This window comes from Thermoactinospora rubra, from assembly GCF_002093975.1.
Taxonomy (GTDB): Bacteria; Actinomycetota; Actinomycetes; order Streptosporangiales; family Streptosporangiaceae; genus Nonomuraea; species Nonomuraea rubra_A.
This window is the reverse complement of sequence record NZ_MSZZ01000080.1, coordinates 21594-28724: the sequence shown is the minus strand read 5'-3', so window position 1 is coordinate 28724 and position 7131 is coordinate 21594. Positions and strand designations below refer to the sequence as shown.

Below are 7131 nucleotides of genomic sequence, written 5' to 3'. Positions count from 1 at the left end.
AGGAGAAGGCCCCGGCCGTCCCCGGCGGCGGCGACATGGACTTCTGACCTTCCGGTCGGTCCTGACAGCCACAACGCACCCACAACGCCGAGAGGCGGTCCTGGAAGGGGCCGCCTCTTCGCGTTGAGCGTTTTCCCAGCGAGCTTGCGCATACCGGAGTATGCTTGATGTATGGCTGAGACGACGCGCATCACGGTGACGCTTCCCACCGAGCAGGTGGCCGCGCTCAAGAAGATCACCGACAATGTGTCGGGGTACGTGGCGGAAGCGGTCGCCCGCAGGTTGCGCTACCAACTCCGCGAAGAGGACCTGCGACGCTACGAGGAACGGTACGGTGAGATCACCGATGAGGAGCTGGCGGAGGCGTATGAGGTGATCGCCGAAGCGCTCGGCCGCACGACTTCCACGGAGGCCGCATGAAACCCCAAGTCGCCACGCTGGTCCTGGACTGCGAGGGGCTGTCGGCGTGGATGGTGGAGGGTAAGAAGGCATACACCTTCATCAAGGCGTTTCAACGGACCGGCTGTGAGTTCGTCGTCTCCGCCAACACGATCGTCGAAGCCAGCCATGAGAGGGTCAGCATGCCGAGGATGCGCTGGGTGCTCTCTCAGGTGAGGGTCGAGCCCGTCACCGAGGCGTCGGCCAAGGCGGCGGCCAAGCTCCTCAAGGACGCCGGCCTGCACGGCCACAAGCACGCCCTCGACGCGACCGTGGCCGAGCTGGCGTTGCGTCAGCCCGGCCCGGTCGCCATGCTCACCTCGGACGTGGACGACATGGCGAAGCTGTGCGGGAACCGGATCGCGCTGATTCCCTGCTGACTCAGGTGAGCTGGGCCGGCAGGGGCTTGTCGTGCAGCACGGTCAGCGAGGTGACCGCTCGCGTGAGCACCACGTACAGCCGCGCCAGCCCCCGGGGCTCCGCCGAGACGATGTCGGCCGGCTCCACGACGACGACGTGGTCGTACTCCAGACCCTTGGCCAGCGTGGCGGGCACCACGACCAGCCGGTGCTCCTCGACGGAGTCGGGGCCGAGCACGGTGTGCGCGAGGCCGTCGAGGGAGCGCGAGACCTCCTCCACCATGGCGTCGGGCACGATCACCCCGATCGAGCCCTCCTTGCCCAGCGCCTCCCGCACGGCGTCGGCGACCGCGGCGCCCCGCCGTACCGACAGGGAGCCCACGCCCGGGCGGAGCGAGCGGGGAGGCGACAGGTCGGGGGCGATGGCGGGCAGGAGGCGGGCGGCGTAGTCGAGGATCTCGCGGGGGACGCGGAAGCCGAGCGTCAGCTCGGTCACCTCGCCGCCGTCCTGGCCCAGGTGCTCCAGGACGGCGGTCCACGAGCCGGCCGACCACGGCGTGGTGCCCTGGGCGAGGTCGCCGAGCACGGTGGCCGAGCCGGTGCGGCAGCGGCGGCCGAGGGCGCGCAGCTGCATCTCCGACAGGTCTTGCGCCTCGTCGACGACCAGGTGCCCGAGGGAGGGGGTGCGCTCCATCAGGTCGGCCAGCTCGTCGAGCAGCGCGGCGTCGGCCGCCGACCACTTGGCGGACTTCCAGCTCCGGTACGGCTTGCGCCAGATCAGCATCTCCTGCTCGGCGGGCGACAGGTCGGAGCGGGCGGCGCGCGCCAGGAACTCCGGCTCGGTGAACAGCCGGAAGAGCACCTGGGCGGGAGTGAGCTTGGGCCACACCTGGTCGACCAGCGCCTTGACCGGCTTGGACCGGGCGACCGCGTCCTGCACCCGGTCGTCGGGCGATTCGCCGCGCTGTTCCATGCGGACCAGCACCATGTGCGCGAGGCGCTGGGCGAGCGCCGCCCGGCCGGGGTTGTAGCGGGTGGTGCCGCGCAGGGAGGCGACGATCTCGCGCACCTCATAGTCGGCGACGCGGAAGCGGTAGGCGCCCTTGGTGTAGACGAGGCCCTCGGTGGGTTTGACGATGTGCATCCACAGGGCGCGTTCGAGCACGGCGGCCATGCGCGCCGAGCCCTTGATCGCGGCGACCGCCGGGTCCTCCGGCGCCGAGTGGTCGCCGAGCAGGTCGGCCACGGTGGTCTGGTCGACCTTCACCTCGCCCAGGGCGGGCAGGACGGAGGAGATGTAGGACAGGAACGCCCGGTTCGGCCCGACGATCATCACGCCGGTCCTGCTGAGCCGCTCGCGGTGGGTGAACAGCAGGTACGCGGCGCGGTGCAGGCCCACGGCGGTCTTCCCGGTGCCGGGCGCGCCCTGGACGCACACGGTGGTGGCCAGCGAGGCGCGGACGATCTCGTCCTGGTCGGGCTGGATGGTGGCGACGATGTCGCGCATCGGGCCGGTGCGGGGCCGCTCGATCTCCTCGGTGAGGATCCGCGACGGCCCGATCCGCCCGCCACGGGCGAGCGGCTCGTCCTCGTAGGCGGTGAGCTCGCCGCCGTGGTAGCCGAAGCGGCGGCGCAGCCGTACGCCCATCGGATCGGCGGGGCTGGCCTGGTAGAAGGCCCGCGAGACGGGGGCGCGCCAGTCGATGACGAGGGGGCGGCTGTTGCCGTCGTGGACGTGCCGGCGGCCGACGTAGACGGTGGCGGGCAGGTCGTCGCCCGCGTCGCGGTCGAGGCGGCCGAAGAACAGCGGGGTGTCGGGGTGGTCGGCCAGGGCGGCCACCCGCTGGTCCAGCAGCGACTGGAGGACCTGCTGGGAGACCCAGTCGCCGGCCGCGTCGGCCGACAGCGACTGCGCGTGTTCCCGCATCGCCTTCAGCGCCTGGCGGGATCTGGCCAGATGGGCCCGTTCGGCGGCCAGGACGTCGGTGGGGTCGGTGTCGAGTATGTCGGGTGCGAGCTGGTTTCCGGGCATGTTTCCGGGCATGCGGAAGCGACCTCCATGAGGTTCGGCGGTGGTCAACTAAGGCAGCGAATCGAAAAGCTTAGTCCCGACCGCGGAGACGCTCCAAAGCATTTTCCGCCGGGCCCCGGGGTACAGCCTCATCGTGCGACTCAGCGTCTCCCCGGTCCTCCCCACGGTCGCGAGCTTCCTGCTGGCGGCGTTGTGGGGGCTGTCGGTCTTCGCCGGGTGGGGCCTGGAGGCGTTCTGCGCCGACGGGGAGGCGGCGCGGCCGTGCGCGGAGCGGCTGGGGGCCGCGTCGATGGTGTCGTCGGTGTTCGCGGTCCTGGCGGCCCTGTGTACGGCGGGCGCCTGGACGGTTCCGGCGGCCCGCAGGGACGAGCGGGTGTTCGGGCGGTTCATGGGCGCCGGGGTGGCCGCGTGGGTCGTCGCCGTGGGCGTGCTGTTCGTGGGCGGGATGCTGGCCCGATAACGGTGGGATGCCGGCCCGGTGACAACCTGGAGCCATAACAGCTTGGCAAAACCGGGTATTTGCGGTGAATTACGCGGATCATGGGGTATGTCGCGTTCTGGCGTGATACGTAAGGGACACCGGCCACCCAGGTGAGGGGGGTGCTTGTCGTTGATGATGACTCCTGGGACGTCGTGGACGTAGTGGGTCTGCATGCGTCTGACCGCCCGGTCCAGTCACGTGGGCCGGGCGCTTTCCTGACCGGGGTCGTGATCGGGGAGGGCGCGTGACGGCGGCGCCCCTGGCCGGGATGCGGATCGTGGAGCTGTCGAGCTTCGTGGCGGCCCCGCTGGGCGGGATGACGCTGGCCAGGCTGGGCGCCGAGGTGATCAGGGTGGATCCCGCCGGCGGCGGCCCCGACCGGCGGCGCTGGCCGCTCGGCCCCGGCGGGGAGAGCCTCTACTGGGCGGGACTGAACCAGGGCAAGCGCTCGGTCACCGTGGACCTGGCCTCGCCGGAGGGCCGGGCCCGGGTCGCCGACCTGGCCGTCGAGTGCGGCGTCCTGCTCACCAACGCCCGCCCCCGCCCCGGCCTCACCTACGAGGAGCTGCGCCGCCGCCGGGAGGACCTGATCTACGTCCAGCTCCAGGGCAGGCGCGACGGGAGCGCCGCGGTCGACTACACGGTCAACGCCGCCGGCGGCTTCGCCGTCCTGACCGGCCCGGCCGAGCTGGAACGGCCGGTCAACCACGTGGTGCCCGTGTGGGACGTCCTGACCGGCCTGTACCTGGCGCTCGCGGTGCTGGCCGCCGACCGGCGGGGCGGCGGCGCCCACGTCGGCGTCGCGCTGGAGGACGTCGCCCTCGCCACCGCCGGGAACCTCGGGCTGCTGGCCGAGGCGCAGCTGAGCCGTACGCCCAGGCCCAGGATCGGCAACGACCTCTACGGCGACTTCGGCCGCGACTTCGCCTGCGCCGACGGGGCGCGCTTCATGGTCGTGGTGCTCACCGAGCGCCACTGGCGCGACCTGGTCGCCGTGACCGGCGTCGGCCCGGCGGTGGAGGCGCTGGAGAAGGCGCTCGGCGCCGACTTCCGCACCGGCGACGACCGGTACCGGCACCGCGAGGTCGTCGCCGGGCTGGTCGCCCCCTGGTTCGCGGCGCGGACGGCGCGGGAGGTGGAGGAGGCGCTGACCGCCGCGTCGGTGCTGTGGTCGCGCTACCGGTCCTTCGCCGAGCTCGACCTGGCGGGCCATCCGCTCTTCAACCGCGTGGGCGACTATATGGCGCCCGGCCTGCCGCTGGTCTTCGACGGCGTCCAGGCGCCCGCCGTACCCGCTCCGAAGCTGGGCGAGCACAACGACGAGGTGCTGCCGTGATCGAGGAGCACCTGCGCGATTGGCGCCCTGGCCCGCTGGTGGAGCACGACGCGATGCCGGCGGGCCCGGCCCGGGCGCTGGCGGCCGTGCTGGACCTGCCCGGGCCGGTCGGCGAGGAGCTGCCGCCGCTGTGGCACTGGCTGTACTTCCTGGACTGGCGGCCCCAGCGCGAGCTCGGCGAGGACGGCCACCCGCGCGGCGGCGGGTTCCTGCCGCCGATCCCGCAGCGGCGCAGGATGTTCGCCGGCGGCGCGGTGACGGTGCACCGGCCGCTGCTGCTCGGCGAGCCCGCCGAGCGCGCCTCCCGCCTGGCGCGGGTCGCCGTCAAGCAGGGCGGCACCGGGGAGCTGGCGTTCGTGACGGTGATCGGCGAGGTACGGCAGGGCGGCCGGCCGTGCGTCACCGAGGAGCAGCAGCTCGTCTACCGCAGCGCGCTCGGGGAGCGGCCGAGGGCGTTCGAGCTCTCCCGCGACGAGCCCGGGCCGAGCGAGGCCCCCTGGCAGACGCGGCCGGAGCTGACCTCCACGCTGCTGTTCCGCTTCAGCGCCCTGACGGCCAACGGCCACCGCATCCACTACGACGAGCCCTACGCGCGCCAGGTCGAGGGCTATCCCGGCCTGGTCGTGCACGGCCCGCTGCTGGCGCTGCTGATGAGCGAGCTGGCCCGCCGCCACCGCCCGGTCACCGCGCTGCGCTACCGGCTGCTGCGCCCGGTCTTCGCCGGCGACCGGGTCCTGGTCGCCGGCGGGGCAGACGAGCTGGCCGTGACCAGCGCGGGCGGCCACCGCCACGCCGAGATGACGCTCTCCTAGGCGAGCACGTCGTCGGCGTCGACGATCTGGTAGGCGTAGCCCTGCTCGGCCAGGAAGCGCTGCCGGTGCGCGGCGAACTCCTGGTCGACGGTGTCGCGGCTGACCACCGTGTAGAAGCGCGCCCCGCCGCCGTCGGCCTTGGGCCGCAGGATCCGGCCGAGCCGCTGCGCCTCCTCCTGCCGCGAGCCGAACGTGCCCGACACCTGGATGGCCACCGACGCCTCGGGCAGGTCGATGGAGAAGTTGGCCACCTTGGACACCACCAGGACCTGCAGCTCCTTGTCGCGGAAGGCCTGGAAGAGCCGCTCGCGCTCCTTGACGCGCGTCTCGCCCTTGATGACCGGCGCGCCCAGGTGCTCGGCGAGCTCGTCGAGCTGGTCGATGTACTGGCCGATGACCAGCACCTGCTCGCCCAGGTGGCGGCGCACCAGCGCCTCGGTCACCCGCGTCTTGGACGGCGTGGTGGCGCAGAACCGGTAGCGCTCCTCGGCCTCGGCCATGGCGTAGGCCAGCCGTTCCTCGTCGGTCAGCGTGACGCGCACCTCGACGCAGTCGGCCGGCGCGATCCAGCCCTGGTTCTCCATCTCCTTCCAGGGCGCGTCGTAGCGCTTGGGCCCGATGAGCGAGAACACGTCGCCCTCCCGGCCGTCCTCGCGCACGAGCGTGGCGGTCAGGCCGAGCCGGCGGCGCGCCTGCAGGTCGGCGGTCATGCGGAAGATCGGTGCGGGCAGCAGGTGCACCTCGTCGTAGACGATCAGCCCCCAGTCGCGGGCGTCGAACAGCTCCAGGTGCGGGTAGACGCCCTTCCGCCTGGTCGTCATGACCTGGTAGGTGGCGATGGTGACCGGCCGGATCTCCTTCCTGGAGCCGGAGTACTCGCCGATCTCGTTCTCCGTCAGGGAGGTACGGCGCAGCAGCTCGGCCTTCCACTGGTGGGCGCTCACCGTGTTGGTCACCAGGATCAGCGTGGTCGCCTGGGCGTGCGCCATGGCCGCGGCTCCCACGATCGTCTTGCCGGCGCCGCAGGGCAGCACGACCACGCCCGAGCCGCCGTGCCAGAAGGCGTCGGCCGCCTCCCTCTGGTAGGCGCGCAGCGCCCAGCCGTCCTCGGCGAGCGCGATGGGGTGGTGCTCGCCGTCGACGTACCCGGCCAGGTCCTCGGCGGGCCAGCCCAGCTTGAGCAGGGCCTGCTTGATGTTGCCGCGCTCGCTGGGGTGCACCGCCACCGAGTCCTCGCCCAGGCGCTCGCCCAGCATGGGCTGGATCTTCCTGGAGCGCAGCACCTCCTCCAGCACCGCCCGGTCGGTGGTGGTGAGCATGAGCCCGTGCGCGGGGTGCTTCTCCAGGCGGAGCCTGCCGTACCTCGCCATGGTCTCGGCGACGTCGACCAGCAGGGCGTGGGGGACCGGATAGCGGCTGTAGCCGAGCAGCGCGTCGACGACCTGCTCGGCGTCGTGGCCGGCGGCCCTGGCGTTCCACAGCGCCAGCGGCGTCACCCGGTAGGTGTGGACGTGTTCGGGGGCGCGCTCCAGCTCGGCGAAGGGCGCGATGGCCCTGCGGCACTCGTCGGCCTTGGGATGGTCGACCTCGAGCAGGAGGGTCTTGTCGGACTGGACGATGAGCGGGCCGTCGTTCACAGAGCTATCCAACACAACGACGGCCGGGAACAGTCC

7 protein-coding genes are annotated in these 7131 nt (G+C 72.3%); 5 read left to right on the top strand and 2 right to left on the bottom strand.

Annotation, left to right across the window (positions count from 1 at the left end; translation table 11 throughout):
* Nucleotides 1-171: 171 nt before the first annotated feature.
* Together BSB02_RS37260 and BSB02_RS37255 are read left to right on the top strand one after the other, a co-directional pair.
* Entirely contained in the window at nt 172-420 is a 249-nt protein-coding gene (locus BSB02_RS37260; RefSeq protein ID WP_084965719.1) for a hypothetical protein, read from the top strand.
* Complete coding sequence (locus BSB02_RS37255; protein WP_084965718.1) at nt 417-818, top strand: DNA-binding protein; 402 nt, start codon at nt 417-419, stop codon at nt 816-818. The genes BSB02_RS37260 and BSB02_RS37255 overlap by 4 nt, the downstream gene beginning before the upstream one ends.
* Before the next feature lies 1 nt (nt 819).
* Here the strand turns inward: BSB02_RS37255 and BSB02_RS37250 are convergent, their stop codons facing one another.
* Nucleotides 820-2829, bottom strand: a complete 2010-nt coding sequence (locus BSB02_RS37250; RefSeq protein WP_084965721.1) for a HelD family protein — start codon at nt 2827-2829, stop codon at nt 820-822.
* Between the two features lie 133 nt (nt 2830-2962).
* Here BSB02_RS37250 and BSB02_RS37245 point away from each other — a divergent pair, with 133 nt between their 5' ends.
* The 3 genes from BSB02_RS37245 to BSB02_RS37235 all read left to right on the top strand — a co-directional run bounded on the left by BSB02_RS37245 (nt 2963) and on the right by BSB02_RS37235 (nt 5458).
* Nucleotides 2963-3289, top strand: coding sequence for a hypothetical protein (locus tag BSB02_RS37245; protein ID WP_084965717.1), 327 nt, complete (start codon nt 2963-2965; stop codon nt 3287-3289).
* 265 nt (nt 3290-3554) lie between these two features.
* The gene (locus BSB02_RS37240) at nt 3555-4646 is read left to right on the top strand and encodes a CoA transferase (RefSeq protein ID WP_240507004.1); all 1092 of its coding nucleotides are present in this window, start codon (nt 3555-3557) and stop codon (nt 4644-4646) included.
* Nucleotides 4643-5458, top strand: a complete 816-nt coding sequence (locus BSB02_RS37235; protein ID WP_084965716.1) for an HTD2 family dehydratase — start codon at nt 4643-4645, stop codon at nt 5456-5458. The genes BSB02_RS37240 and BSB02_RS37235 overlap by 4 nt, the downstream gene beginning before the upstream one ends.
* Here BSB02_RS37235 and BSB02_RS37230 read toward each other — a convergent pair.
* The gene (locus BSB02_RS37230) at nt 5455-7095 is read right to left on the bottom strand and encodes a DNA repair helicase XPB (RefSeq protein ID WP_084965715.1); all 1641 of its coding nucleotides are present in this window, start codon (nt 7093-7095) and stop codon (nt 5455-5457) included. The genes BSB02_RS37235 and BSB02_RS37230 overlap by 4 nt on opposite strands.
* Nucleotides 7096-7131: the final 36 nt, after the last annotated feature.